The sequence below is a fragment of the Candidatus Pelagibacter sp. HIMB1495 genome (assembly GCF_052047955.1).
Taxonomy (GTDB): Bacteria; Pseudomonadota; Alphaproteobacteria; order Pelagibacterales; family Pelagibacteraceae; genus Pelagibacter.
The window spans coordinates 969,623-993,118 of record NZ_JBNAIQ010000001.1; the positions used below are offsets into that span (position 1 = coordinate 969,623).

The window sequence follows — 23,496 nt, forward strand, 5'->3', positions numbered from 1 at the left end:
AAATTAATTATATTCTAATAATGAGCATCAATATAGATGAATTAAAAAAAAAAATTATTTATCGTTCTAATTATCGAGGTACAAAGGAGATGGATAAGCTCTTAGGTAAATTTGTAAAAAAATACATTAATGATTTGCAAAAAGAGGATTTAATTGATCTAGATAAATTTCTTAATATTGATGACACAAATTTGTATAACTTCTATAATGGTTTTGATACTGAATTCGAAATAGAAAAAAACAATATAAGCTTATTGTTTAAAAATTTTAAATATTAATTTGATGGCGGAGAGACTGGGATTCGAACCCAGGAAAGAGTTGCCCCTTTGCCGGTTTTCAAGACCGGTGCTTTCAACCACTCAGCCATCTCTCCGTGAGCAAGGTTTTATAATTATAATTATTTAATTCAACCATAAAATAGTCGAAAAAAACTCATTAACGACTAATATCAAAGCCTCATGAACAAAGAATTTAATAAAGGGCTTTTACTTGCTGGATTTGGATCTTTTTGGTGGGGTTTTTTTGGGGTTTTATATTTTAAATATATTACTTTTATTGGTTATATTGAACTAGTAGTTCACAGATGTTTATGGACAACTTTGACTTTAATATTAACAACTTTCTTTTTTTCAAAGTGGGATATTTTTTTTAAGATAATTAAAAGTAAACAAAATCTTGTTTATCTTTTTATGTCAGGGTTTTTGATTTTTATGAATTGGGGTGTGTGGATTTATGCAATCTCCACCAACAGAATAATAGATGCGAGTTTTGGTTATTTTATAATGCCAATATTAAGTGTTCTTCTTGGTTATATTTTTTTTAAAGAAAAATTAAATAATAAAAGAATTTTTTCAATTACTTTAGTTATTTTATCAATTTTATATTTAATTTTTGTAAGTCTAAAATCACTTCCTTGGGTTGGTATACTTGTAGCACTAAGTTGGGGCTTTTATAATTTAGTAAGAAAAAAGGTTAATGTTGATACTGATATTGGACTTTTAATAGAAAGTTTATTTATATTACCAATTGCAATTGTTGCATTTTATCTTATTGCAGTTAATGGTTACAATGATTTTTCGTTATCCAACCCTTCAATGATGTTAATAATATTTTTGGCAGGTCCAATGACAATAATACCTTTATTTTTATATGTAAGAGGAGTTGAATTATGTGGATTAGGACCGACTGGGATGATTTTCTATATCACTCCAACTCTTCAATTTTTACTAGGTTTTTTTTATTATGATGAAGTTTTCTCATTTAATAAACTAGTAAGTTTCATTTTAATCTGGATTGCGGTAATAATATATTTGAGAGATTTATATGAAACTAATTAAACTTATACTTATTTTGTCTCTTTTTTTTCATTCAAACACATTAGCAGATATCAATATAGAATTCGAAAAATGGAAAAATAATTTCAAAAAAATTGCTCTAGAAAATAATATTTCTGAAGAAACATTTGATCTAGTTATGTCTAATACTAAGTTTTTACCCGATGTAATTAAATATGATAGATATCAACCAGAATTTTATGAAGATACAAAAACTTACATATCAAAAAGAACCTCTGACCAAAAAATAAAAAAAGGAAAAAAACTTTATATAGATAATTTAAATTTAATTACCTCTGTTGAAAATGAATTTAACATAGAAAAAGAACTTCTCTTATCATTAATGGGTATAGAAACAAATTTTGGAACTTATGTTGGTAAAATGGACATTCTTTCTTCACTAGCTACATTAAGTTTTGACAAAAGAAGATCAGAATTTTTTACCAAAGAACTTTTAATACTTTTAAATTTAATTGAGAAAAATCAAATTGATTATAAAACATTATATGGATCTTGGGCAGGTGCTTTTGGTTACTTCCAGTTTATGCCTTCTACTATGAAAAATTATGCAACAGATTATGATGGCAATGGTTCAATAAATTTAAAAAGTAACCCTGATGCGTATGCTTCAGCGAGTAATTATTTAAAGAAAATAGGTTGGAAATCTAATGAACCATGTTTTTATAGAATTGATTTAAACAATGATATTCCAAAAAAATATTTAAATATTTCTGCAAAAAAATTACATGATAAGAAACAATTAAAGTTTTTTAGACAATACATTCAGAACAATTCAATTATTTCAAATAATTATGATGAATTAGAAGTTGCAATAATAACACCAGATAAAGATATAATTCCTGATGCGGAAACATTAAATCCAGCTTATGTAGTATTTAATAATTATGAAATAATTTTACAATGGAATAGATCTTTAAGATTTGCTTTAGCCGTCTGCACATTGAAGGATAAATTCAAAGATGAACTTTAAAATAATATTGCAATTATTGTTGTTTATTATTTTTATTGGATGCAAACAATTAGAAACAACTCAAAAAAAAACTATTAAGACAGAACCAGATACATCTACAGCAGAAACAACTTTAAAATCTTCAGATGAAGATGAAGAAGATAGTTCTAAATATATTTTTGATAGAGAGTATACCAACCAAGGCTTTGCATTAATTTACGACGAAAATCTTTTTAATAAAAAAAGTATTTCAAAAAAACTCGATAACAGAGGTTTGTTTATTTTTCATACCAAAATTAGAAAAAATTCTTTTGTGAAAATTACTAACCCTGAAAATACAAAAACTGTTATTGCGCAAGTAATATCTAATAAAGCAATTTTTTCAAATTTTTATAATTCAGTAATCACTAAAAGAATTGTTGATGAATTATTGCTTGATGAAAATGAACCCTATGTTGAATTATCTCTAATTTCTAATGAATCAACTTTTGTAGCAAAAAAAGCTAAAACGTTTGATGAAGAAAAAAAAGTAGCTCAAAAGGCTCCTGTGGATGGAATAACCATAGATAATTTAGGAACCGTAGAGAAAAAGGAATTGCCTAAGACTTCTGAAAGTAATTTTCTATATTCAATTAAAATTGCAGATTTTTATTATAAAGATTCAGCTGAAAATATGATCCAAAGAATTAAGGATGAAACAAAGATAACAAATCCTGTTATAAAAAAATTATCTCAAACAAAATATAGGGTATTATTAGGTCCATTTAATGATATAAAAAAAATTCAAGAGTCATTTGACGAAATAGAAAAACTAAATTTTGAAAACCTAAAAATTATTAAAGATGTTTAAAAAATTAAATTTAATTATTTTAATATTCATTTTATTTACATCTAAATCATTTGCTAATTTTGATGTGAAAGCAAAAACTGCAATAATTCAAGATTATCATTCTGGTGAAATTCTTTTTGAAAAAGAAGCGGACTTATCAATTTATCCTGCATCCATGACGAAAATCATGACCTCAATCATTGCCTTCGACTTAATTAAATCAGGAGATTTAAGTATGGACGAAAAATTTATTATTTCAGAAAAAGCTTGGCGATTATCTACAGCTGGTTATTCCTCAATGTTTATAATGGTAGGGGATGAGATCTCGGTTGAAAATTTACTAAAAGGTATAATCATAGCATCTGGTAATGATGCTTGTATTGCATTAGCAGAAGGTATAGCGGGTACTGAAGAAGAGTTTGCAATCTTAATGACAGCAAAAGCTAAAGAGTTAGGAATGGACAATACAAACTTTTCTAATTCATCAGGAATTAATCACCCTGATAATAATTCAACAGTTAGAGACATAATGATCATGTCTAGATACTTAATTAAAGAACATCCAGAATTTTATAAAATGTTTGCTGAAAAAGAATTTACTTGGGATAGAACAGGAGGAGATCCAATAACACAAGGTAATAGAAATCCTTTGCTATATAAAAATCTTGGAGCAGATGGTATCAAAACTGGTTATTTAGCTGTAGAAAAATATTCATTAGCTTCGTCTATAGAGAGAAATGGAAGAAGATTAATTGCTGTTGGCAGTGGTTTTAATTCAAAAAACGCCAGATCAAAAGAAAGTACTAAAATGTTAACTTATGGACTTACAAATTTTGATTTAGTTAAAATTACTGAAGCTAATAAACCTTTTCAAAAAATTGACGTATGGTTGGGAAAAGAAGATACAGTTGATGTTTATACAAATGAAGATATTTACAAAACTATTAAAAAGGCCAAAAAAAAATTATTAAAGGTTTCTGTAAATTATGATGGTCCTGTAGAAGCACCAATAATCAAAGATCAAAAAGTTGCAACATTAAAAGTAGTTTATGACCAAGAATTACTAGGTGAGTATGATTTGCTTGCTTTAAAAGAAATTAAAAAAGTAAATTTCTTTTCTAGATTGCTTAAATCATTAAACTACTTAATTTGGGGCGATGTCTAAGAAGCCAATAATTGTTTTTGAAGGTATAGAAGGCAGTGGCAAAAGTCATCATATTAAAATTGTTTCAAGGTATTTAGACAAAAATAAAGTTAAATATTTAAAAATCAGAGAACCAGGAGGAAGTTTAAATTCTGAAAAAATTAGAAAATTAATATTAAATAAGAAATCCAATTTTAATGTAAAAACTGATTTACTTTTATATCTAGCTGCCAGAAGTGAAAATATTAATCTTATTAAAAAATATTATAAAAAAAGAGTTATCTTAATTGATAGATTTATAGACTCTACAATTGCATATCAACATTATGGTATGGGTGTTGATATTAAAATTATAAATATAATTAATAAATATTTATTAAAAAATATTAAGGTTAATTTTACATTTCTTAATGTTGTAAATAAAAAAAATCTTTTCTTAAGATTAAAAATGAGAAAATCTTTAAATAGATATGATCAATTTAATACCAGTTTCTATAACAAAGTTCAAAATGGATTTCTTAAGATGTCAAAACTAAATAAGAAAAAATACAAGATAATTGATTCAAATTTAGATATTAAGAAAAATGAAAAATTAATTATCAATCATGTTAAAAAATTAATTAAATGAGCCTAAATTCTTCTACACAACTTAATTTGTACAAACATCAAGAGATTTTCAACCATTTATCTAAATTATATTTAAATAATAAATTACCAAATAAAATTCTTTTATCTGGTGAAAAGGGTATTGGCAAAGCAACATTAGGTTATCATCTAATAAACTTTGTATTATCAGAAAATGAAGAACATTCTTATGATGTTGAAAATAATAAAATTAATTTAGAAAATAAATCATTCAAACTTATACAAAATAAATCTAATCCAAATTTTAATCTTATAGACGTAGCTGAAGATAAAAAAAACATTGATATAAATCAAATAAGAGAATTAATTGATAATCTAAATAAATCTTCATTTAATAATAAAAAAAGATTTGTTTTAATAGATAATATAGAATTATTAAATTTGAATTCTATTAATGCATTACTAAAAGTGTTGGAAGAACCTAACGAAAATATTAATTTTATCTTAATTAATAATAATAAAAGAGTTTTACCAACTCTTAAATCTAGATGTTTAAATTTCAAAATTTTTCTAACGAATGCTCAATCTATTGAAATTGTTAATAAATTAATAAACGATGATGTTTATAATTTTATAAATCAAGATTTAGTAAATTACTTTACAACACCAGGTAAATTATATGAATTATTAAATCTTGCAGAAAACTTTGATTTAAATCTTAAGGATTATAATTTAGACACTTTTTTGCAAAGTCTAATATCAAGTAAGACTTACAAAAAAAACAAACCAATTATTCAATTAATCTATTCTTTTATTGAAGTTTATTTTAGAAACAATATATCTACGAAAAATATTAAATTATTTCACCATTATCATTACTTTTTAAAAAAAATCAATGATACTAAAATTTATAATTTAGACGAAGAGACATTATTTATGGAATTTGAAGATAAAGTTTTAAATGGATAAAAATTTTTATATTACAACACCTATTTATTATCCATCAGCTAAACCTCATATGGGTCACGCCTACTCAAGTATAGCTGCTGATTTTTTTGCAAGATTTAAAATCATTGATGATTATGCAGTACATTTTTTAACCGGTACAGATGAGCATGGTTTAAAAATTCAAAGATCAGCTGAACGAGCAGGGGAGACTCCTCAAAAATTTTGTGATCAAGTAAGCAAAACTTTTCGAGATCTTTCAGATACTCTAAATTTATGCAACACTGATTTTATTAGAACAACCGAAGAGAGGCATAAAAAAACAGTGCAATATCTTTGGTCTGAACTTGAAAAGAATGATGATATTTATCTATCAAATTATTCTGGTTGGTATTCAGTATCAGATGAAGCTTTTTATAGCGAAGATGAGATAGAAGAAATAGATGGTAAAAAAATAGCTATATCATCAAAATCACCTGTCGAATGGATTGAGGAAGAGTCGTATTTTTTTAGACTCTCAAAATGGGAAAAACCTCTTTTAAAATATTATGAAGATAATCCTGATTTTATTTATCCAGAGTCTCGACGAAATGAAGTTATTAGTTTTGTAAAAAGTGGTCTAAAAGATCTATCAGTTAGTAGGAAAAGTTTTTCATGGGGTATACCAGTTCCAAGTAATAAAAATCATGTAATTTACGTTTGGCTAGATGCACTTACAAATTATTTAAGCGCACTAAATTACCCAAATAAAGATGATGAATTATTCAAAAAATTTTGGCCTGCATCAATACATTTAATTGGCAAAGATATACTTAGATTTCATGCTGTTTATTGGCCAGCTTTTTTATTAGCTGCCAAGATTGAAGTACCAAAAAGAGTTTATGGTCATGGTTGGATTTTATCCGGAGAGGAAAAAATGTCCAAATCTAAAGGGAATATTTTGGATCCATTAGAAATAATTGATGAGTATGGGTTAGATCCATTAAGATATTATCTAATCAAAGAAGTTTCTTTTGGCAATGATGGTAATATTTCTCAAGAAAGATTGGAAGATTGTATAAACAGTGATTTAGCAAATAACTATGGTAATTTATGTCAAAGAGTTACCGCTTTTGCGATCAAAAATTGTGATGGAAAAATTCCTTCTGAAATTAAATTTCTAGATGAAGATTTGTTAATTTTAGACAAGTATAAAAAAAATTTAGATAATATTAGATCTAAAATTGATCATCAAAATATTAACTTTTATATAGAGTACATTGTTAATTCACTATTTGAGGCAAATAAATATTTTAATGATCAAGAACCGTGGAAAAAAAAAGATGACCAAATCAGATTAAACACAATTGTCTATACTACATTAGAAATTGTTCGAAAAATAAGTTTCTTATTATATCCAATTATTCCAGAGTCTTCTTTAAAAGCACTAAAAATTTTTAATATTAATGAGGATCAAATAAAATTAAATTCCCTAACAGATAATGAGTATTTAACTAAAGGAAATAATATTAATAAAATTGATATACTATTTAAAAAAATAGAAAAAAAAAATGATTGATTCTCATTGTCACTTAGATCACGAACCTTTGTTGAGTGATTTAACAAATGTTTTACAAAGATCAAAAGATGTGGGTATTGAAAAACTATTAACTATATCAACATCCTTTGAAAGTTTCTCTAGAATTAAAGAATTAGTTAATAGAGATGAGATGATTTATGGCACAATTGGAATTCATCCACATGAAAGTTCTACAAACACAATTACTGCTAATGAAATCATTGATAACTTAAAAAATAACAAGAAAATTATAGGCATTGGTGAAACTGGATTAGATTTTTATTATAATAACAGTGAAAAAGAAAAACAAATTGCAAGTTTTAAAGAACATATTCAAGCATCAATAAAAACTAATGTTCCTCTAATTGTTCATTCAAGAAATGCTGAGGATGAAACATTTGAAATTCTAAATCAATATAAAGATGAGAATATTAAAATTTTAATGCATTGTTTTACTGGTACAAAAGAATTTTCTAAAAAATTATTATCTCTAAACTCTTACTTTTCTGCTAGTGGAATCATTACTTTTAAAAATTCAGTTGATTTACAAGAGACATTTAAATCAATCCCAACTGAAAATATTTTAATTGAAACCGATAGTCCCTTTTTGGCACCAGTTCCAAATAGAGGAAAAAAAAATGAACCATCATTTATAGATTTTACAGCTGCAAAACTTGCTGAAATAAAAAATATTTCTAAAAAAGAATTGATAGAACTAACTACTAATAATTTTAATAAACTTTTTTTTAATTAAATAATATGAAATTTATTATTTTAGGCTGTGGTAGTTCAATGGGTGTACCAAGACCAGATGGTTTTTTTGGAAATTGTGATCCAAATAATAAAAAGAATTATAGAACAAGATGCTCAGCTTTATTGAAAACTACTGATGAAAATATACTAATAGATACCTCTCCTGATTTAAGGGAACAACTTTTAAGACATAAAATTAAAAAAATTAATAAAGTTCTTTTTTCACATATGCATGGAGATCAAACTCATGGAATTAATGATTTACGATCTTTTTATATAAACAGCAGAAAACAAATTAATGTTTATGCAGATAATGATACATCAAAATATCTTAAAAATTCATTTTCATACATTTTCAAAAGTTACTCAAAAGAATATCCAGCAACATTAAATTTAAATAAATTACCAAAAAATATTTATACAAGAAATAAGAATAAGAAAATTAATATTCAATCTATTACAGTTGAGCATGGCAGAGTAAATTCAAATTGTTTTATTATTGATAAAAAATTAGCTTATATCAGTGATGTAAGTAAAATATTTAAAAAGGATTCTAAATATTTTAAAAACTTGAAATATTTAATAATTGATTGTTTATGGTATAATTTTCATCCATCACATTTCAACTTAGAAAATTCACTCAACATAATTAAAATGTTTAAGCCCAAAAAAGCTGTTCTTACAAATTTATCACCAGTTTTAGATTATAAAGTACTTAAAAAGTTATTACCCAAAAATGTTATACCTGCTCATGATGGTTTAACCTTAGAGTTATAATATATTTTCGATTGATTTAATTAACTTTTTAGACATTGGTTTAGTAAAAGACGCAAATGTATCTTCAACCTTTCCTTCTTTGTTAATTAAAATTTTATGAAAATTCCATTTTGGAATTGCAGATTTACCATGATTATCTTTTGCCCACTTGAAAAGTTCATGAGCATTTTCTCCTTTAACTTCTGTGATTGTTGTTAGTGGAAAATTAATATTGAAATTTACTTCACAGAATTCTTTTACATCAGCATTATTTTTTTTTTCTTGATTAAAAGAGTTTGAAGGGACTCCAAGAACAACTAAACCTTTATTTTTATATAAATCCCATAATTCCTGTAATTCATCATATTGTTTGGTAAAACCACAAAAACTAGCTGTATTGACTACCAGAATAACTTTATCTTTGTAGTCGTTTAGATTTATTGTTTCACCTGTTATGCTTTCAATTGTGAAATCATAAAACTTTTTTTCATAGTTTGCTGTTGCTGAGGTTTTAAAAAAAAACATAACTATAGAAAGTACGAATATTACTTTACTCATTTTTTGGGTTTATTTGGAGTAAGTAATATTAAAAAATAACCAAATAAAGTGGATAGTAATGAACCAGTCAAAACACCTATTTTTACACCATCCATATATTGCATGTTTTCGACGAAAGCTAAATTTCCTACAAATAAACTCATTGTAAAACCAATACCTGTAAGAACTCCAACTCCATAAAAATTGTACCAACTTGTATCGTTTGGCATTTGGGCAACTTTTAATTTTATTGATATATAAGAGAATACAAATACACCAAGTTGTTTACCTAAAAATAAACCAAGCACAATACCTAGTGGAACCTTATCCAACAAAGAAGCAAAAGATAAACCCTCAAGAGAAACACCTGCATTTGCAAATGCAAATAAAGGCATTATTCCAAAAGCAACATAAGGACTAATTGCGTGTTCTATTTTTATTAATAAAGAAAAATCTTTATCCTTTTTTCTATGTGGGATTGTTATAGCCAATAAAACACCAGCAATTGTAGCGTGGATGCCTGAGTTGTGAGTAAAATCCCAAAGGAAAAGTCCAACAACTAAATAAGGTAAAAATTTTTTAATATTAAATTTATTTATCAACAACAAAACGATGAAAGCTAAAAGCATTAAGGTTAAATACTTAATGCTCAAATCTCCAGAATAGAATAGCGCAATAATTACTATCGCTCCTAAATCATCAATTATAGCTAGAGCTGTTAAAAATACTTTTAATGATAGAGGGACTCTTTTTCCAAGCAATGACAAAACTCCTAAAGAAAAAGCTATATCTGTTGCTGATGGAATTGCCCATCCATTTAACGTTTCGCTATCGCCTAAATTAATAAAAACATAAAATAATGCAGGAACTAACATTCCTCCTACAGCAGCTATGATAGGCAGTAAAGCTTGTTTAATATTTGAAAGTTCACCTTGTAGAAATTCTCTTTTTATTTCTAAGGTGACAAAGAAAAAAAATATTGCCATCAAGGCATCATTTATCCAATGCAATATTGATAATTTTAGTCCAAAATTATTAATACCTATAAATAAGTATTTATTTAAAGTAGCAAAATATAAATCTGCTAATCCTGAGTTACTTATAAATAACGCAATTACTGCGGCAAACAAGAGAACGAGTCCACTCGCAGCCTCTAACTTAAAAAACCATCTAAAAGATTTAGATATATAATTAATCATAAAAATTTAAATTAGGTCTATAATAAATAGTTTTATATCTTGCAATGTTTCAAAAAGGTTGAATAATATTACTTCTAGTCCAGGAAATACATTAATTAGTGGTGTTTTAAGCGTATCAACCAAGATAACTAAAGCAAAAAAAGATATAATAAAAACTATTAAATAAGAAAATAATTTAGATTTTTTACCTTCTGACTTTTCAACTGTTTTTAAGTTTTCTTTTTTTATTTCAGCTTCAATTATTTTTTCTTGTTGTAATATTTTGCTAATTTCTAAATTTTTTTTTACCTCAATATTTTGTTCTGTTTTATTTGTAGAAAAATTATTGTCTAATGTTAAGGAAGCTTCACTTTCATTTTGTGTTTTGTAAAACCAGACTCTTTCACAAGATCCACATTGTAACTCACGTCCTTCACTGGGAATTAGCGAACTATCAATTTTGAATTGTTTCTTTTCGCATGGACAAGTAATAATCATGCTTCGTTATATAACAGATTTTACTCAAAATTCTTTTAATTTAGGCTTCTTTATGCATTGAAATTATCAATAACTACTGTATTAGTACTTCGATCGGAGTGTAGCGCAGCCTGGTAGCGCATCTGGTTTGGGACCAGAGGGTCGCAGGTTCGAATCCTGCCACTCCGACCATCTTTATGAAAAAAGCAATTATTTACATTCCTAATAAAAACCCAATGCAATCGGGATTAGCAAAAAATGACAAATGGGTATTAGAATTTAAAATCAAAGATCCAACAAATAATCCTTTAATGGGCTGGGAAAGTTCATCAGATACTTATTCAGAATTAAAATTAGAATTCTCGTCAAAAGAACTAGCAATCAATTATGCAAAAAAAAAGAAAATAGAATTTGAATTAATTGAGCCTAGAAAAAGAAAAACAGTAAAAAAATCTTACGCTGATAATTTTTTAAAATAAAAAATGTTTAGGTTTTTCACTCAAAAACATTGGTTACTATGGTCATGGATTGGTTCAGCAATAATTTTATCATCACTTTGGATACAAGTTAAAATTGATGTAAAAATTAATGAATGGTTTGGTCAATTCTACGATATGATTCAAAAAGCTTTAGGTGCACCAAACTCTATCACTATAGACGAGTATTGGGCAAGCTTATTATCTTTCATAACCTTAGCTGCTATGTATGTTGGTGTTGCAGTTGTTGTTAGTTTTTTTACATCACACTATTTATTCAGATGGAGAACTGCTATGGTTGAATGGTATCATGGCGTCTATGATAAAGCTCGAAAAATAGAAGGAGCTGCACAAAGGGTTCAGGAGGATACCATTAAATTTTCAAGAATAATGGAGTCTCTTGGAACAAGTTTAATTGAAGCTCTAATGATATTAATTGAATTTATGCCAATTTTATTTGGTTTAAGTGTTGGAATTCCAATTTTTTTCTTTGGTGATTGGGATTACGGATTGATAGTTGGTGCTTTAATTTGGTCAATAGGTGGAACAATATTTTTAATTTTGCTGGGGTTAATTTTAAGGTTAGTAGGTGTTGAGTATGATCTCCAAAAAAAAGAGGCTGCGTATAGAAAAATACTTGTTATTGCTGAAGATGATGGAACTATACGTCCAAAAACTATCGAAGAATTATTTGATGGTGTAAGAAATATTCACTTCTTAAGTTATATTAGATATTTATATTTTAATATTGGTAGAATAGCTTATTTGCAAGCAAATGTATTATCTGCATATGTTTTTTTAGCACCAGCAATTGTAGCTGGAGCCGTTACACTTGGTGTGATGCAACAGATAATTAGAGCTTTTGGTAGAGTTGAAGGTTCTATGCAATATATATTAAAGGCCTGGCCAACCATAATTGAACTTGCTAGTGTATATAAACGTTTAAGAGAATTTGAGTCAAAAATTATGCAAGAAGAATTAATGATAAAAAAACCTGATGACCATCGATAAAAAATTTATTGATCAATTCGTTAATGTAACTTCAAAAGCAGCAATAGCTTCTTCATATTTTGTAGGTAAGAAAGATAAAATTGCAGCAGATAAATCAGCTGTGGACTCTATGAGATCAGAATTAAATAATATGGATATAAAAGGTCAAATAGTTATAGGTGAAGGTGAGTTGGATGAGGCTCCAATGTTGTACATCGGGGAAAAACTTGGTAGTAAAAATGGTCCAGAATTTGACATAGCTGTTGATCCTTTAGAGGGAACTAATTTTGCAGCAAATAACCTTCCAGGTGCCTTATCAGTCATTGCAATTTCAGAAAAAGATAATCTATTTAAAGCTCCGGAAACTTATATGGAAAAAATTTCTACTAAAGTAAAAGAAAAAAACGTTATTGATTTAGATTATTCGGTTAAAAAAAATATTTTTAATTTAAGTGAATACTTAAACAAAAAACCAGAGAATTTAACAGCATGTATCTTAGAAAGACCAAGGCATAATGAAATTATTAAAGAATTAAAAAATTTAAAAGTTAAAATTAAATTTATATCTGATGGAGATGTTTCTGGAGCATTATTAGTCACTGATGAAAAATATTCTGTTGATATTTTTATAGGTACTGGAGGAGGTCCAGAGGGTGTTTTAGCGGCTGCAGCATTAGATGCTTTTGATTGTGGTTTTCAAGGTAGATTTCTTTTTGAAACAGATAAAGATAAAGAAAGAGCCAAAGAAATGGGAATAAAAGATCTTTCAAAAAAATATGATTTAAATGAAATTATTAAAGGTGACTCAATTTTTTGTGCGACTGGCATTACTTCAGGTGATTTAGTTGCAGGCATTAAAATTGAAGAAGACAAATTTATTTCAGAAACTTTAGTGACACATAAACACTCAAATTTTAAAAAGGTTGTAAAATTAAATCAAAAATTAATATGATAAGCTTGATTAATCATCTTTTTTACAATAAAAAGCAGCAATTCGGTCCCTTCGTCTATCGGTTAGGACACGTGGTTTTCATCCTCGAAAGAGGGGTTCGATTCCCCTAGGGACCGCCAATAAATGTTTTATTATGCTTATATAATTAAATCAATAACACCTGGTACTAATAAAACTTACGCAGGCTATAGTTCGAATGTCGATAAAAGATTATCTAAACATAATTCCAACAATGGTGCAAAATCTACTAAAGGTTATAAATGGAAATTAGTTTTTCAAAAAAAATTTAAATCAAAATCTGATGCTATGTCATATGAATATAAGCTTAAAAAGGATAGAATATTTAGAAAAAAAATTTTACAAAAATTTGATAAATGAAAATATCAATTTTACTTCCATATAAAGAAAACTTTTCACCAAGTTATGCAGGAGCTGTATCGATTTTTATTAAAGATACATTGCAAATTAGTAATTTTAAAAAAAATACCGTTGTATATGGTAATACTACATTTAAAGATAAATTTAATATTAATTATATTAATTTAAATTTTAAAAAATCTTTATTAAAAAGTTCTTCAAAGTCCTATATACTTGAATTTCTTAAAGAAGAAAAAAAAAACAAATCTAACATTATTGAATTTCATAACAGACCATCTTATCTAAAATATTTAAATAATTTAAATTACGCAAAAAAAGTTTTGTATTTCCACAATGATCCTCTTGAGATGAATGGTTCAAAAAATGTAAGTGATAGAATCTTTCTTATACAAAACTTAGATAAAATAATTTTTAATAGTGAATGGTCTAAATCAAGATTTATAAGAGACTTGCAAGATACAAATATTAATTCAAATAAACTTCAGGTTATTAAACAATCAATAAATACTAAAAAAATTAATTTGAATGAAAAAAAAAAAATAATTACTTTCGTCGGCAAATTAAATTCAGCAAAAGGTTACGATATTTTTGGTAAAGCAATAATTCCAATACTAGATCAATTTAAAGATTGGTCTGCTATTGTTATCGGAGATGAACCAAGAGAAAAAATTTTTTTTAATCATGAAAGATTAAAAATTTTAGGGTTTCAAAGTCATAAAAAAGTTTTAAAAAATCTCGAAAAAACATCAATATCAGTTGTTTGTTCTAGATGGAATGAACCATTCGGAAGGTCAAGTTTAGAGGCAGCCAGTCGTGGATGTGGAGTAATAATTAGTAATAGAGGTGGACTAAAAGAAACAATAACTGACGGCATTATTATTAATAAAATTAATTCAAAAAATTTTTTTAACAGTATAAAAAAACTAATCAAAAATCCAAAATTACTTAGATCTTATCAAGAAAATTCACTTAAAAATTTTTATTTAACAAATGATTATGCATCTGAAAAAATTGACAAATATAGAAAAATACTAATTTCAAGCAATCAAAACATATCAAAAAATTTAAAATTAAAAATCTTACATATAACAAACCTTAATGAAAAACATAATGGCAGATTATTTTACAACACTGGCAGACGAATAAATAATGGTTTAATTAAATTAAACCATAAAGTATTAACTTTAAGTGACCGAGACCTTTTGACTAATTATAAAACTTTAAGTGATATAACTGGATCAAAAAAGCTTAATTTAACTTTTATTGAAACAGTTAGAAACTTTAAACCAGATTTAATACTTTTAGGTCACGCGGATTCAATTAAATCTGAAAGTTTAGAATTAGTGAAAAAAGAGTTTCCATCGATTAAAATCTCTCAATGGTTTTTAGATAGAATGGATACTAAATGGAAAAATAATAAAATTAGATTTATGGATAAAATCAAATATATGGATTACAGTTTTTGTACTACTGATCCACATGTTTTAAATTTAAATAAACACAAAGTTTCATTTATACCTAATCCCGTAGATGAATCTCTTGATGATATGAAAATTTATGAGAATAAAACACCTGAATATGATTTATTTTTTGCAATGTCCCATGGAGTACATAGAGGTGTATTGAAAAAAGGTAAATTTGATGAAAGAGAAAATATAATTAATTTCTTGATTAAAAAAAACCCAAATTTAAAATTTAATATTTTTGGTATGAACAATGTTCAACCAATCTGGGGAGATGAATTTAAAAAAAACCTTTATAATTCAAAAATAGCATTAAATTTAAGTCAAGGAAAACCTTTAAAATACTATAGTAGTGATAGAATTGCTCAACTAATGGGAAATGGAATTGCAACACTAATAGATAAAAGAACAAAACTTAATAAATTATTTTCTGAAAAAGAGGCAATATTTTATAGTTCAAAAAAAGACTTAAATAATAAAATTAACTTAATGATTAAAAATAATAAAACAAGAACATCAATAGCAAGAAAAGGAAGAAAATCTTATCATAAAAAATTCAACTCTCTTTTGGTAGCAGATTATATAATAAGTAAAACATTTAATATTGATAAAAAATATTATTGGTAAAAAATAATTCTAAATGAAAAAAAATATTATTTTAATTACAGGTGGTGCAGGATTTATTGGTTCTAATTTAATAAAATATATAATTAATAAAAATACTAAAGAAAAAATTATAAGTTTAGATAATTATTCTTCTGGTTATAAAAAAAACCATATTTTAAATGAAAATGTTAAATACATTAAAGGTGATAATAAAAATATAGACGTACTTTTAAAAAAATATAAAAAAAAAATAAAAGTAATATTTCATTTTGGTGAATTTTCTCGAATTTTTCAAAGTTTTAAAAATTACAAAAAATGTTTCGATTATAATATTCATCATTCATCAAAAGTTATTGAATTTGCTAAAGATAATAAAATAAAAATTATTTATTCAGCAACATCCAGCAATTTGGGGAATAATGGAAAAGATGAAAATCTATCTCCATATACTTGGTCAAAAACAAAAAATATAGAACTGATAAAAAATTACAACAAATGGTTCGGACTAGAATACGAACTAATCTATTTTTATAACGTTTACGGACCAGGTCAAATTATGGGGTCTAAGATGTCGGCTGTAATTGGAATTTTTGAAAATCAATATAAAAAAAATATACCATTAACTGTCGTCAGACCGGGTACACAACGTAGAGATTTTACTCATATTGATGATATTGTGAATGGTTGTTATCTTGCATGGAAAAATGGGAAACAAACAGATTATATGCTGGGAACCAAAAAAACATATTCAATAATGCAAATTGCAAGAATGTACAGAACAAGAATAAAATTATTACCTAGTAGAGTGGGGGAAAGAAGAGGATCAACAACTATCAACAACAACGCTTTTAAAATATTAGGTTATAAAGCTAAAATAGATATTAAAGACTACATAAAAAAATTTATTAATAATAATTAATTTTTTTTTAAAATTTTTTTTAATCTATTTAAATTCATTGTTTGATTTAACGGCAAATTTTTTCTATTAATTTTAGTTTTCAGAATGTTTTCATTAAATAACTTAGCAAATTCATAAACTGATTTTTTTTTGCCCCCAACATTTAAAATTCCTTTTTCATTAATAATTTTAGGCAGTATATCTACAAGATCCTCATGAAACATAAAATTTGAGTACAAATTAGTGTAAGCTTTTTTATAAATAAATGGTTTTTGAGTCATTGTAATTCTTAATATCAGAGAATTTTTGTACATTTGAACTGAACATTCTCCACCTAATTTAGACAAAGAATAATTATTAATAGGTTTAACAGGATCTTTTTCAGAGTAATTTCCTTTTATAGACTCGTAAACATATCCTGTTGAAAAATAAATAAGTTTAATTTTGAATTTTTTACATACTTTGACGACATTTGCAGTACCAATTATATTTAAATCTATACTTTTCGAAATATTTTTATCATGAAGTTTCATTGGTCTAGATAATCCTGCGCAATGTAAAATAATTTTAGGCTCATATTTTTTTACTAATCTTTCCATAGATTTAATGTTAAGAATATTAAAATCTTTTTTTGAAAAAAATTTAAGATTTAAAATTTTATTTTTTTCTTTTAAAACTTTTGCAAATCTTCCATTACCACCAGTAACAAATACAAGCTTTTTCATATTTGCGTTAAATATTCTTGCAAGGAAATATTATTAAGGTCTTTTTTAGATAGTATTGGATTATTAGAAGGCCATTTAATATTCAAATCCTTATCATTATATTTTATCCCAATTTCACTTTTTTCGTGTCTATATTCAGAACAATTATATACTATATAATTTTCTTTATCTAATCCACAAAAACCATGCGCAAAACCAGGTGGCACATATAAAGATTTGTTATTTTTTTCAGAAAGTATAATACAAAATTTTTTACCTAAAGTTTTTGAATTTTTTCGTAAATCAACAACTACATCAAAAATAACTCCCTTAATTACACTTATAAATTTACCCTGTGGATTTTTTTTCTGTATATGCAAACCTCTAATAACATTCTTCTTTGAAAATGACATAACTTGAAAAATAAATTTTTTTTTTTGATAATTTTCTTTGTACAATTCTTTAAAATAACCTCTTTTGTCTTTAAAACTGTTATTTTCTATAATAATCAAATCTTTGAAATTTGTTTTGGTTTTCCTCATAATAAATTTTTTAAATAAGTAGAATATTCAGAGTTTCCATAAAATTTAATTGCCTTTTTTATCTCTTTTGATGTAATCCATTTATTAATCAGGGCTATTTCTTCTAAACATGCAATTTGTATTCCCTGTCTTTTTTCGATAGCTGAAACAAATGAAGATGTTTTATAAAAATCATCTAAAGATCCAGTATCCATCCAAACCGCACCACGGCCTAAAATTTCAGGTTTAAGTTTATTATTTTTCTTATAGATTTTTAATATATCTGTTATTTCAAGCTCACCTCTTTTTGATTTCTTTAATTTTTTTGAGTATTTAATGACTTTGTTGTCAAAGAAATATAGTCCCGTAATAGCCTTGTTGCTTATAAATTTTTTTGGTTTTTCTTCAATTTTTAAAATATTGTTATTCTTATCTATTTTGGCTACTCCGTATAATTGAGGTTTATTTACTTGATGTAAAATTATTTTTGCACCAGTTTTCATTTTTGAAGCATTAATAAGTGTGGATGAAAGGTTTTGACCATAAAAAAAATTATCACCTAGAATTAAAACTACATTTTGATTTTTTATAAAACTTTCACCGATAATAAATGCCTCTGGTAGACCATTTGGATTTTCTTGTTCTTTATATTGAATTTTAATACCTAAATTTTTGCCATTAGGTAAAATTTTTTTATATTGATCTAACTCACCTTTGTTAACTATAATTAGTATGTCTTTAATTCTAGCTAACATCAATATAGATAAAGAATAAAATATGAGAGGTTTGCTATAAATTGGAAGTAATTGTTTGTTAACAGCCTTAGTCAGAGGACTTAATCTTGAACCTTTTCCACCAGCAAGCACAATTCCTTTTTTAATCATTAGTTCCTAACCTTTTTGTGAAATCATTTTTATTCAAACGATTATAAAATTTTTTATTACCGAAATACCAACTTATAGTTTTTTTTAAACCTTCATCTAATGAAATTAAAGGTTTCCATCCTAAACTTTTTCTAATTTTTTTACTATTTAAAGCGTATCTAAAATCATGGCCTGGACGATCTTTAATATATTTGATTTTAATTTCATTTGATTTTTTTGATGTATTTTTTGAGTATTTGATCAATAATTTTGCAATTTCTAAATTGTTAAAATTTTTATTAGAGCCTATGTTGTAACTTTCTCCCAATTTCCCTATTGATGATATTTTAATTAAAGCATTACAATGATCGGTAACATAAATCCATTCTCTAGAATTTTTTCCATTTCCATATATTGGCAAATGCATACCATTTAAGATATTATAAATTAATTTAGGAATTAATTTTTCTGGATGTTGCCTTGGTCCATAATTATTTGAACATTTTGTTATTATTGCAGGAAGTTTAAAAGTTTTCACATATGATGCAACCAAATGATCAGCTGAAGCTTTTGAAGCTGCATATGGCGATGAGGGCAGGTATGGATAATTTTCATTAGTTCTGCCGTATGATATGGATCCATAAACTTCATCTGTAGAAACATGAATTATTTTAAGTTTTTTGTTTTTTTTATAAAATTTTCTTAAAGTTTCTAAAAAATAAAAAGTAGATAAAATATTATTTTTTACAAAGTTGCTTGGACTATCTATAGATCTATCTACATGCGTTTCAGCAGCTAAATTAAAAATTATGTTAGGTTTTTCCTCTTTTAAAATATTTAAAACTTTTTTTTGATCACCAATATCAACTTTATAAAATTTATAATTTTTATTATTTTTAACATTTTTAACATTATAAGAATTTGACGCATAGGTAACTTTGTCTAAATTAATAACGTATTTTTTTTTTTTAATAAGTAAATCTATTAAGTTGCTTCCGATGAAGCCCAATCCTCCTGTTACTAATACTTTATTTTTTTTCATTAAAAAGCAGTAATTATTTTATCTCTCAAATAGTAATTTTGGTTTGGTTGTTGTTAATTTCAAAATTGCAATATATAAAAAATATAATGTTATTTAAAATTTAAAATTAAATTATAATGTTTTCAATATTAATCCCAACCTTAAATAATTTAGAATATTTAAAAATATGCATTAAAAGTATACAAAAAAACTCAAGATTTAATCATCAAGTTATTGTTCATGTAAACATAGGTAACGATGGGACTTTAGAATATATTCAAGAGAAAAAAATAACACATACATTCACAGAGTACAATTCTGGTATCTGCAAAGGATTAAATTTAGCATCTAAAAAAACTATTCATGATTATATATTATATTCACATGATGATTTTTATTTTTGTCCAGGTTGGGACACTACAATGTTAAACGAAATAAATAAACTTAAACATAATAGATTTTATTTTTCAGGTTCAATGATTGCAACAAATGGTAATTATTCATTAAATTGTGGAACAGATTATAAAAATTTTAATGAGACAAAATTACTAAACGATTATAAGCAAAAAAAATTTAGAGATTTTCAAGGGAGTACTTGGGCGCCCCATATTATACACAAAGAGTATTGGGAAAAAGTTAACGGATTAAGTGAAGAATTTTTTCCAGGCTCTGGATCAGATCCTGACCTAAATATGAAGTTGTGGAAAGAAGGTGTAAGAGTTTTTAAAGGTCTAGGAAATTCAAAAGTATATCATTTTGATATTAAAACGATGAGGAAAGAAAAAAATTATATTGGCAGTAAAAGTAGTAAACTTTTTCTAATGAAGTGGAAAATATCTATAAAATTTTTTAAAAAATACTACCTTAGATCAATGGAAAATTACTATGGAGAATTGAAAGAACCTATAAAAGATCTAAACTATTTTTTTGCTCTTATTAAATGCAAAATTCAATACATTTATTTGAAGTTAATTTATAAAAATATTAACAATCTAATTAAAAATTAATTATGGAAAATTTAAATATATTTAAATTAATTTTTAATAGATTGTACTATTTTATTTTTGTAGAAAGATTTTTCAAAAAATTAAAAATTGATTTTCCTAAGGACATATATAGGTGGCATTTAATCCAGCATTTAATTGATAAATATTCATTTGAAAATTATTTAGAAATTGGTTGTGATAAAGATCAATCATTTTCAAAGATTAAAATTAAAAATAAAGTTGGTGTTGATCCTGTTAGTGGAGGCACAATAAGAGATACTAGTGATAATTTTTTTAAGTCTAATACTCAAAAATTTGATTTAATATTTATTGATGGTCTACATCATTACGATCAAGTTATAAGAGATATATACAATTCACTAAAAATTATAAAAGAAAATGGCTATGTTTTAATTCATGATTGTTTGCCTAGATCTATTGCTCATCAGGCTGTGCCAAGATATAGAGGTTCGTGGAATGGTGATGTTTGGAAATCTATTGTTGAAATGCGAACTAACCCTAATTTTGATACCTTTACCTGTAAAATAGATTACGGTGTAGGTATAATATTTAATAGAAAAAATACAGATATTTTGAAGTTGGACACTTCAAATTTTCAAAATTTAAAGTTTAGAGACTACTATAAGAAACATCATGTATTTATGAGAGTTATTGAATATAAAAAGTTATTGGAAATTATTTAATTGAATTCTTACAATCTTTTATATGATTTTGTCCCAATTATTGAACTGAATAAACCTGAAAGTCTTATTTTATATTTCTTAAATTTACTTTTGTTGTTGATTAATTTTGAAAAAATTAATTTAAAAAATATTCTTAAAATTGTTGGGATGAAAATAATAACACTAATTAATTTTCCATAATGTTTGTTATAGTAATAAAATTTTGACCATATGAAATGCCAAGTAGTTAATTCTTTTAACTTGTTTCTTTGAAAAATGTGATCAGATTTAACAGAAGTACCAATATTATGATTAATTTTTATAAAATTTGCAACATAGGAATATATTTTTTCTTTATTTGCTCTTTTGCACAAATCATCTTCTTCAAAGTATAAGAAAATATTCTCATCAAAACCTTTTAACATTTCAAATTTTTTGCTGTTAAAAAACATGCAAGACCCACTGATTTTTTTTTTAATTTCATAGTCAAACTTTTCTAATTGATTATTAAAATTATAATTTGGACCTATTGCTAAAAAATTTGGATACAATCTATTTCCAATTTTATAAAATTCTTTAATTTTATTATTATCTAGATCTTCTAAATCGGGATTGCATAATAAAAAAAATTTAGTATTAATTTTTGTTTTTGCAAAATTTGCTGCAGCTCCATAGCCAATATTTCTCTTAAGAAAAACCTTTATATTTTTAAATCTCTCTAACTCTTTCTTTAGTTTTTTATCCTCTGAATTATCTATAACAACTATTTGAATTTCTGATGAAATATTATTAACTAATTTAATTACTTTTTCTCTGCTACGAAAAGAAATTATTATAATTGAGAGATTTTGGTTAATTTTCATTAATTTATAATTTAATTTTATTTAAAGCATTATTCTTAAATATATTTACCTCTCTAATATATCTTCTAACCATTTGTGTTGTTTTATGACCTGTCATTGCCATTATACTTCGCTCATCAGCGCCTGATTCAGCGGCTACTGTTGCAAAACCCGACCTTAAACTATGACCTGCAAAATTTTTGCTTTCAATGCCTGCTAAATTTAAATACTCTTTCATTAATAAAACTACAGATTGGTCAGTTAGTCTTTTGTCTGTTAATAAAAATCCCTTAGAAAATCTTCTAAAAATAGGTCCTGAATTAATTTTTGAAATTTCTAACCATTTTTTCAAATTTGTAACAGGACAGTAAATTTCATTCTCGAAGTAGGGAAGTCCTTTTGTCATTCCTTCTCCGAATTGGTCAGTCTTAGATCTTTTAATGTTAATTTTTAAGCCTTCAGGAACAAATTCCAAATCTTCATGATTAATTGAAATGAGCTCACTTCTTCTAAAGCCTCCTCCAAAGCCAATTAAGATTATTGACTTGTCTCTAAGTTTTTTTATTTCTTTTTTTTTTTGTTCATTTATTATATTAATAATTAATTTTAAATGATTAATTAATAAAGGTTTTTTACCTTTTTGAATACTTCCTTTGACCCTTTTTATTCCCATTAAATTTTCAACAATCATTGGGTGTTTAGTGTCTAGATAATGACCTTTCATCCTATGAACCATGCTAATAGAAACCAATCTTCGTCTTAAAGTGCTAATTTTTGAGTTTTTTGAAAGATGGGTTAGGTATAAAGAAACTATTTTTGGCTCTGTTGGCAATGGATTTAATCCATGCTTTGCACAAAAAGCTCCAAAGTCCTTAAAGTCAGATTTATAAGCTCTTAAAGTATTATTTGCCTTTGAGTTTTTAAGGTTGTTTAAAGTTGCTTCATGAAGAGATTTTAAGTCTGTTGTTAGTTCGTTCATATAATTAGTAATGATAACAATTAATTATCGTTAGTAATATATTAATAGATTTTAATAGTCAATACTAA

General features: G+C 25.6%; 27 protein-coding genes and 3 tRNA genes. 20 read left to right on the top strand and 10 right to left on the bottom strand.

The genetic code is table 11. The annotated features are described in order from the left end of the window. The first annotated feature begins 20 nt into the window (after positions 1 to 20). Entirely contained in the window at positions 21 to 278 is a 258-nt protein-coding gene (locus ACTTAW_RS05165) for a succinate dehydrogenase assembly factor 2 (RefSeq protein WP_440651407.1), read from the top strand. Between the two features lie 5 nt (positions 279 to 283). On the opposite strand, the gene ACTTAW_RS05170 is transcribed toward ACTTAW_RS05165, so the two are convergent. Continuing rightward, a tRNA-Ser gene (locus ACTTAW_RS05170) sits at positions 284 to 373 on the bottom strand. A gap of 85 nt (positions 374 to 458) precedes the next feature. On the opposite strand from ACTTAW_RS05170, the gene rarD reads away from it, so the two are divergent. The 9 genes from rarD to ACTTAW_RS05215 are packed head-to-tail and all read left to right on the top strand — an operon-like array spanning position 459 to position 8,895. Beyond that, a complete protein-coding gene (gene rarD / locus ACTTAW_RS05175) occupies positions 459 to 1,337 on the top strand; it encodes an EamA family transporter RarD (RefSeq protein ID WP_440651408.1) in 879 nt (292 codons plus the stop codon). Beyond that, positions 1,324 to 2,325, top strand: coding sequence for a lytic murein transglycosylase (locus ACTTAW_RS05180; RefSeq protein ID WP_440651409.1), 1,002 nt, complete (start codon positions 1,324 to 1,326; stop codon positions 2,323 to 2,325). Before rarD ends, ACTTAW_RS05180 begins: the two co-directional genes overlap by 14 nt. Then, positions 2,315 to 3,154, top strand: a complete 840-nt coding sequence (locus ACTTAW_RS05185; RefSeq protein ID WP_440651410.1) for an SPOR domain-containing protein — start codon at positions 2,315 to 2,317, stop codon at positions 3,152 to 3,154. The genes ACTTAW_RS05180 and ACTTAW_RS05185 overlap by 11 nt, the downstream gene beginning before the upstream one ends. After that, positions 3,147 to 4,298, top strand: a complete 1,152-nt coding sequence (locus ACTTAW_RS05190; protein ID WP_440651411.1) for a D-alanyl-D-alanine carboxypeptidase family protein — start codon at positions 3,147 to 3,149, stop codon at positions 4,296 to 4,298. The genes ACTTAW_RS05185 and ACTTAW_RS05190 overlap by 8 nt, the downstream gene beginning before the upstream one ends. Next, positions 4,291 to 4,905, top strand: coding sequence for a dTMP kinase (gene tmk / locus ACTTAW_RS05195; protein ID WP_440614370.1), 615 nt, complete (start codon positions 4,291 to 4,293; stop codon positions 4,903 to 4,905). Before ACTTAW_RS05190 ends, tmk begins: the two co-directional genes overlap by 8 nt. Then, positions 4,902 to 5,831 carry an AAA family ATPase gene (locus tag ACTTAW_RS05200; protein WP_440651412.1) on the top strand — a complete coding sequence of 310 codons (930 nt, stop codon included), beginning with the start codon at positions 4,902 to 4,904 and terminating at the stop codon, positions 5,829 to 5,831. Before tmk ends, ACTTAW_RS05200 begins: the two co-directional genes overlap by 4 nt. After that, on the top strand, positions 5,824 to 7,365 hold the full coding sequence (gene metG / locus ACTTAW_RS05205) for a methionine--tRNA ligase (protein ID WP_440651413.1): 1,542 nt from the start codon (positions 5,824 to 5,826) through the stop codon (positions 7,363 to 7,365). Before ACTTAW_RS05200 ends, metG begins: the two co-directional genes overlap by 8 nt. Further along, on the top strand, positions 7,358 to 8,119 hold the full coding sequence (locus tag ACTTAW_RS05210) for a TatD family hydrolase (RefSeq protein WP_440651414.1): 762 nt from the start codon (positions 7,358 to 7,360) through the stop codon (positions 8,117 to 8,119). The genes metG and ACTTAW_RS05210 overlap by 8 nt, the downstream gene beginning before the upstream one ends. Before the next feature lie 5 nt (positions 8,120 to 8,124). Beyond that, positions 8,125 to 8,895 carry an MBL fold metallo-hydrolase gene (locus ACTTAW_RS05215; RefSeq protein WP_440651415.1) on the top strand — a complete coding sequence of 257 codons (771 nt, stop codon included), beginning with the start codon at positions 8,125 to 8,127 and terminating at the stop codon, positions 8,893 to 8,895. Here the strand turns inward: ACTTAW_RS05215 and ACTTAW_RS05220 are convergent. The 3 genes from ACTTAW_RS05220 to ACTTAW_RS05230 are packed head-to-tail and all read right to left on the bottom strand — an operon-like array spanning position 8,890 to position 11,087. After that, positions 8,890 to 9,432, bottom strand: coding sequence for a glutathione peroxidase (locus ACTTAW_RS05220; RefSeq protein ID WP_440651416.1), 543 nt, complete (start codon positions 9,430 to 9,432; stop codon positions 8,890 to 8,892). The two genes, ACTTAW_RS05215 and ACTTAW_RS05220, sit on opposite strands and share 6 nt — an antisense overlap. Beyond that, positions 9,429 to 10,610 (bottom strand): Na+/H+ antiporter NhaA, encoded by a 1,182-nt coding sequence (gene nhaA, locus ACTTAW_RS05225; protein WP_440651417.1) that lies wholly within the window; start codon positions 10,608 to 10,610, stop codon positions 9,429 to 9,431. The genes ACTTAW_RS05220 and nhaA overlap by 4 nt, the downstream gene beginning before the upstream one ends. A 6-nt stretch (positions 10,611 to 10,616) precedes the next feature. Further along, on the bottom strand, positions 10,617 to 11,087 hold the full coding sequence (locus ACTTAW_RS05230) for a zinc-ribbon domain-containing protein (protein ID WP_440651418.1): 471 nt from the start codon (positions 11,085 to 11,087) through the stop codon (positions 10,617 to 10,619). Positions 11,088 to 11,181: 94 nt separating this feature from the next. Here ACTTAW_RS05230 and ACTTAW_RS05235 point away from each other — a divergent pair. From ACTTAW_RS05235 to ACTTAW_RS05270, 8 genes are all read left to right on the top strand, one after another. Further along, positions 11,182 to 11,258 (top strand) — tRNA-Pro (locus tag ACTTAW_RS05235). 5 nt (positions 11,259 to 11,263) lie between these two features. Beyond that, entirely contained in the window at positions 11,264 to 11,545 is a 282-nt protein-coding gene (locus ACTTAW_RS05240; protein ID WP_440651419.1) for an ETC complex I subunit, read from the top strand. A gap of 3 nt (positions 11,546 to 11,548) precedes the next feature. Beyond that, the gene (locus tag ACTTAW_RS05245) at positions 11,549 to 12,553 is read left to right on the top strand and encodes a putative transporter (protein ID WP_440651420.1); all 1,005 of its coding nucleotides are present in this window, start codon (positions 11,549 to 11,551) and stop codon (positions 12,551 to 12,553) included. Continuing rightward, positions 12,540 to 13,484, top strand: coding sequence for a class II fructose-bisphosphatase (gene glpX, locus ACTTAW_RS05250; protein WP_440651421.1), 945 nt, complete (start codon positions 12,540 to 12,542; stop codon positions 13,482 to 13,484). Before ACTTAW_RS05245 ends, glpX begins: the two co-directional genes overlap by 14 nt. 44 nt (positions 13,485 to 13,528) lie before the next feature. Further along, positions 13,529 to 13,603, top strand: a tRNA-Glu gene (locus tag ACTTAW_RS05255). 4 nt (positions 13,604 to 13,607) lie between these two features. Further along, on the top strand, positions 13,608 to 13,862 hold the full coding sequence (locus ACTTAW_RS05260; protein WP_440651422.1) for a GIY-YIG nuclease family protein: 255 nt from the start codon (positions 13,608 to 13,610) through the stop codon (positions 13,860 to 13,862). After that, positions 13,859 to 15,952 (top strand): glycosyltransferase, encoded by a 2,094-nt coding sequence (locus tag ACTTAW_RS05265; protein ID WP_440651423.1) that lies wholly within the window; start codon positions 13,859 to 13,861, stop codon positions 15,950 to 15,952. Before ACTTAW_RS05260 ends, ACTTAW_RS05265 begins: the two co-directional genes overlap by 4 nt. A gap of 13 nt (positions 15,953 to 15,965) precedes the next feature. Further along, complete coding sequence (locus ACTTAW_RS05270) at positions 15,966 to 16,850, top strand: NAD-dependent epimerase/dehydratase family protein (protein ID WP_440651424.1); 885 nt, start codon at positions 15,966 to 15,968, stop codon at positions 16,848 to 16,850. Here the strand turns inward: ACTTAW_RS05270 and ACTTAW_RS05275 are convergent. From ACTTAW_RS05275 to rfbB, 4 genes are read right to left on the bottom strand one after another with little or no spacing between them, the layout of a single operon-like run. After that, complete coding sequence (locus tag ACTTAW_RS05275; RefSeq protein WP_440651425.1) at positions 16,847 to 17,554, bottom strand: sugar nucleotide-binding protein; 708 nt, start codon at positions 17,552 to 17,554, stop codon at positions 16,847 to 16,849. The two genes, ACTTAW_RS05270 and ACTTAW_RS05275, sit on opposite strands and share 4 nt — an antisense overlap. Then, positions 17,551 to 18,075, bottom strand: coding sequence for a dTDP-4-dehydrorhamnose 3,5-epimerase (gene rfbC, locus ACTTAW_RS05280; protein WP_440651426.1), 525 nt, complete (start codon positions 18,073 to 18,075; stop codon positions 17,551 to 17,553). The genes ACTTAW_RS05275 and rfbC overlap by 4 nt, the downstream gene beginning before the upstream one ends. Further along, the gene (locus ACTTAW_RS05285; RefSeq protein ID WP_440651427.1) at positions 18,072 to 18,938 is read right to left on the bottom strand and encodes a sugar nucleotidyltransferase; all 867 of its coding nucleotides are present in this window, start codon (positions 18,936 to 18,938) and stop codon (positions 18,072 to 18,074) included. The genes rfbC and ACTTAW_RS05285 overlap by 4 nt, the downstream gene beginning before the upstream one ends. Further along, on the bottom strand, positions 18,931 to 19,959 hold the full coding sequence (gene rfbB, locus ACTTAW_RS05290) for a dTDP-glucose 4,6-dehydratase (RefSeq protein ID WP_440651428.1): 1,029 nt from the start codon (positions 19,957 to 19,959) through the stop codon (positions 18,931 to 18,933). Before rfbB ends, ACTTAW_RS05285 begins: the two co-directional genes overlap by 8 nt. A 116-nt stretch (positions 19,960 to 20,075) precedes the next feature. Here rfbB and ACTTAW_RS05295 point away from each other — a divergent pair, with 116 nt between their 5' ends. Continuing rightward, positions 20,076 to 20,945 (top strand): glycosyltransferase family 2 protein, encoded by an 870-nt coding sequence (locus ACTTAW_RS05295; RefSeq protein WP_440651429.1) that lies wholly within the window; start codon positions 20,076 to 20,078, stop codon positions 20,943 to 20,945. A 2-nt stretch (positions 20,946 to 20,947) separates the two neighbouring features. Continuing rightward, a complete protein-coding gene (locus tag ACTTAW_RS05300; RefSeq protein WP_440651430.1) occupies positions 20,948 to 21,628 on the top strand; it encodes a class I SAM-dependent methyltransferase in 681 nt (226 codons plus the stop codon). A gap of 8 nt (positions 21,629 to 21,636) precedes the next feature. Here the strand turns inward: ACTTAW_RS05300 and ACTTAW_RS05305 are convergent, their stop codons facing one another. Further along, positions 21,637 to 22,470 (bottom strand): glycosyltransferase, encoded by an 834-nt coding sequence (locus ACTTAW_RS05305; RefSeq protein ID WP_440651431.1) that lies wholly within the window; start codon positions 22,468 to 22,470, stop codon positions 21,637 to 21,639. 4 nt (positions 22,471 to 22,474) lie between these two features. Further along, complete coding sequence (locus ACTTAW_RS05310; RefSeq protein WP_440651432.1) at positions 22,475 to 23,428, bottom strand: site-specific integrase; 954 nt, start codon at positions 23,426 to 23,428, stop codon at positions 22,475 to 22,477. Between the last annotated feature and the right edge of the window lie 68 nt (positions 23,429 to 23,496).